This is a genomic window from Kitasatospora sp. NPDC057518 (genome assembly GCF_042802075.1).
Taxonomy (GTDB): domain Bacteria; phylum Actinomycetota; class Actinomycetes; order Streptomycetales; family Streptomycetaceae; genus Kitasatospora.
The window spans coordinates 1-3,305 of the sequence record NZ_JBHVEU010000661.1; the positions used below are offsets into that span (position 1 = coordinate 1).

The following is a 3,305-nucleotide window of genomic DNA, read 5'->3' on the forward strand; positions in this document are numbered from 1 at the left end:
GGAACGGCCCCGCCGCCGGCACGGGGGAGGACACCGTCAGAGCGCTGCCAGGGCGATCGGGGCGGCCACCTGGGCGACGCTGGCGAGGTCGTCCCAGAAGCTGTCGGCCTCGACGCCCGGAGCCTGCCCCAGGGCACCGCCGCTGTGACCGGTCCGGTCGACCGGCGGCGCGAGCCTCGGCAGCTGCGGGGTGGGGGTCCACGCCCGGTGTTCGTCGTGGAACTCTTCCATGGTCATGGTCGCGCTTCCCTTCTCGTGTGCTGGTTCCGTGGGGCGGACGGCGCGGAGCGGAGCTGCTCGGAACTCCGGGACGGGGCCGTCCGGGATGGCTGGTAGGGGTCAGCGGCGGCCTCCGATGGCGGGTGGTGGTGGCGGCACGCAGCCGGGGGTGGGGGCACCGCCGCAGGCCCAGGGGGCCGGGTCCGCGAAGCTGGGGCCGTAGAGTCCCCCGGGGCCGTCCATGATCAGCGTGGTCGGGAGAGCGGCCGGAGCCGGGGCCGAGTCCTCGGTGTCCACGCGTGTGGCGTCGACCGAAGCGCAGGTCCGAGGCGACCGGCCGCTGAATCCCATGATCACATTGCTGGGCGGCATGGCCGGGTTCTGACTGTCGTCCACGCTGACGGCTTCCTTGACCACCTTCAGATAGGCCTCGTAGCCGACCGTGCGGTCGATCGGCGGCACCTGGGGCGGCGGCTGCTCGTGCATGGTTCTGCCTCTCCTGTTCGGAGCTCCGGTGGCTGGTTCCGCGCGGTGGCGTCACCGGGCGGTGTGGCCGGCGACGGACCGTTCGGGAGCCGTCGCCGGCGCGTGGTGCCGTGTCAGAAGAGCTTCGGGATCACCTGCAGGGCGGTGTTGGCAAGCTGGTCCCAGAAGGCGTCGGCCTCGACGCCCGGGGCCTGCCCCAGGGCACCGCCGGTGTGACCGGTGCGGTCGACCGGCGGGGCCAGCTTCGGGAGTTGCGGGGTGGGGGACCACGTCCGGTGGCCCTCACGGAATTCTTCGTGGATCATTTCTGCTCATCCCTTCTCGTGTTGCCGTGGTGCGCCCGTCCTTCGTCGGGCCCGTGGGGGACGGACCGTCAGAGGGCGGCGTAGCACATGCTCCGGGCCGGGCCGGTGAGGCTGGAACAGGCCGACCGGGCCGGCACGACGCCGGGGCCGCCGGACTGCCGGCCTGCTTCTTCCGGGCCGTCCCGACGAACCGGCGGGGCCAGGACCGGGAGGTTGGCCGTGGGCTTGGGGAACCGTGCGGGGGGTTTCATGATCCGCCTCCTCCTGACGGATGGCGTGGGGTCCTTGCGTCGGTGCGGGCACCGGTGGTGCCGTGCGCTCAGGACTCCAGGAACTGGTGGGCGGGCGCCAGGGTGACGGGGAACTCGTCGCTGACGTCGATCGTGAACAGCATGTTGACCCGCGCGTGCCGCTCGTCCTCGGGGTCGAAGAAGCCCACCTTGACGTCCTGGCAGTCCGAGCCCATGCGGCAGTACGGGCTCTTGGTGACGGAGATCGTGTCGATGCAGTAGAGGGAGGTCTGATCGTTGCCCCCGGTGGCGGTGCTGGGGATGCTCTGGCCCAGCAGCATGGCCTTGCTGATGGTCTCGGCGACCGAGAACGCGTTGGTGCCGGCGGAGTTCAGCGCCCGGTCGGCGGAGGTCTGCCCGAGGTTGCGGAACTGGTAGTAGACCTTGTCCAGGAACGCGTCCATGGTCTTGCGGATGTAGGCCTCGTTGACCGTCAGGGCGTCCCGTTCGGCCTGCCCCAGGACGGCCTTCACCACGGCGTCCACCAGCTGCTTCTGGTACCAGATGTAGATGCCGCGGCTCTTGACCTCGACGACGGGCACGACCTGCCCGGAGAACAGCCGGACGGTCCGGTCGGTGAGCCGGCCGGGGACCGAGATCCGGGAGATGTAGCCGTCGTCGTCCTGGGCGAACCGGTGGTGGCCGAGGTACGCGTCCCGGAACGACCGGTAGACCGTGGACACCGGAGGCGGGGGCGAGGCGAGTGCCATCAGGACGTCCGCGAGCCTGGCGCGGTCGTTGATGAGCGCCTCCACGTCGTCCTTCGTGGCCCCGAGGTCCACGACGGGCGTGCCGGCCCAGTCCATGCCGGCCGCGGCTTCGGCCTCCATCGCGTAGATCGGCGTGCTTTCCAGGTTCAGCGTCCAGGTGACCTTGTCGGAGGCCCACGGGTTGGCGGTCAGGTACCGGTGCAACTGCTCGGCGTCGTAGGGATTGGCGGGCAGTTCCTTGGTCTGTTCCGGATGGCCCTCGACGTCCCGCTCGACGGGGTCCATCAGCTGGCGGAAGCTGTCCCGGCGGGCCTCGGTCTGGAAGTCCACGCCGACCTGGCCGATCGCGAAGACCAGCGGGCGGTTGTTGGTGGAGGCGCAGGAGGGCCGCACGCCGCCGCCTGTCGGTGCGCCGCCCGACGGTGACAGCCCGGCCCCCGACGGCCCGCCGCCCTGGCACGCGCAGGGGGCCGCCGGGGCCTGGCCGAGCGCCGTCGCGCCGGTGGGCGGCGCGGGCGCGGCCGGGGCGGGCGCGGTCAGTGGCACGGGCGGCGGGACGGGTGCGGCGCCCACGGGCTGCGCGCCCGCGGCGATGGCGCCCGTCACTCCGGCGGGGGCTCCGGCCGGGGTGACGGCTTCGTACGGTGCGCTCTGCGCGGCCGGTACGGCCTGGAAGGCCTGGACGGCCTCTGGTCCGGGTACCGCCTGGGCCGCGGGGGCGGCCTGAACGGCCTGCGCGGCCTCTGCGGTGGCGGCGGGAACGCTCTGGGTGTCCATGGTGCTGGCTCCCTCGTGCGAGTCGTAAGGGGAGGTCCCGAGCAGTGCGGGTGCGCCGGCCGTGGCGACCCCGACCTCGGGGGAGAGGGTGGTGCGGCGGGCGCCGTCCGCCGTGGTCCCGGCTCGGGCCGGATCTTCCGTCAGGTCTCCTCGGGTGATCAGCTCGTACGCCCGGGCCGCGTCCAGGTGGCCGGTCAGCCGCCGCCGGCACTCCGGTGCCTCGGCGGGTGCGCAGGGTGCGGAGTGCGCGCCCCGTAGCAGGGCCTGGCCGGCCGCCCGGGGGTCGGGCGGGAGGCCGGCCCGGAGCCGCGCGGCGACCAGCAGGGCGGCGACGCCGCTCACCAGCGGTGTGGCGAAGCTGCTGCCGGTCAGGGCCGCGGTCCCGCCGCCCGGGGCGGCGCCCTCGATGTCGCTGCCGGGGGCGAGGACGCTGTGGTCGGCGTACGCGGAGCCCCAGTTGCTGAGGTCGAGCGGCTCGCCCGCGGGGCCCGCCCCGCCGACGGGGAGCACAGTCGGGA

At 73.6% G+C, this 3,305-nt stretch carries 5 protein-coding genes; all 5 read right to left on the reverse strand.

All coding sequences use genetic code 11. The features are described from left to right. Positions 1-36 precede the first annotated feature (36 nt). Entirely contained in the window at positions 37-237 is a 201-nt protein-coding gene (locus ACFU7Z_RS37955) for a hypothetical protein (protein WP_117486007.1), read from the reverse strand. A gap of 102 nt (positions 238-339) precedes the next feature. Continuing rightward, the gene (locus ACFU7Z_RS37960; protein ID WP_380782658.1) at positions 340-705 is read right to left on the reverse strand and encodes a hypothetical protein; all 366 of its coding nucleotides are present in this window, start codon (positions 703-705) and stop codon (positions 340-342) included. A gap of 113 nt (positions 706-818) precedes the next feature. Next, the gene (locus ACFU7Z_RS37965) at positions 819-1,010 is read right to left on the reverse strand and encodes a hypothetical protein (RefSeq protein ID WP_117486003.1); all 192 of its coding nucleotides are present in this window, start codon (positions 1,008-1,010) and stop codon (positions 819-821) included. A gap of 68 nt (positions 1,011-1,078) precedes the next feature. Beyond that, a complete protein-coding gene (locus ACFU7Z_RS37970) occupies positions 1,079-1,261 on the reverse strand; it encodes a hypothetical protein (RefSeq protein WP_147409001.1) in 183 nt (60 codons plus the stop codon). A 68-nt stretch (positions 1,262-1,329) separates the two neighbouring features. After that, positions 1,330-3,305 (reverse strand): S8 family serine peptidase (locus tag ACFU7Z_RS37975; protein ID WP_380782661.1); only part of this gene is annotated, 1,976 nt, incomplete at its 5' end.

Bases quoted from the DNA above. Each gene is read 5' to 3' on its own strand.
- ACFU7Z_RS37965 (WP_117486003.1), bottom strand. From the start codon at position 1,010: ATGATCCACGAAGAATTCCGTGAGGGCCACCGGACGTGGTCCCCCACC.
- ACFU7Z_RS37960 (WP_380782658.1), bottom strand. From the start codon at position 705: ATGCACGAGCAGCCGCCGCCCCAGGTGCCGCCGATCGACCGCACGGTC.
- ACFU7Z_RS37970 (WP_147409001.1), bottom strand. From the start codon at position 1,261: ATGAAACCCCCCGCACGGTTCCCCAAGCCCACGGCCAACCTCCCGGTC.
- ACFU7Z_RS37955 (WP_117486007.1), bottom strand. From the start codon at position 237: ATGACCATGGAAGAGTTCCACGACGAACACCGGGCGTGGACCCCCACC.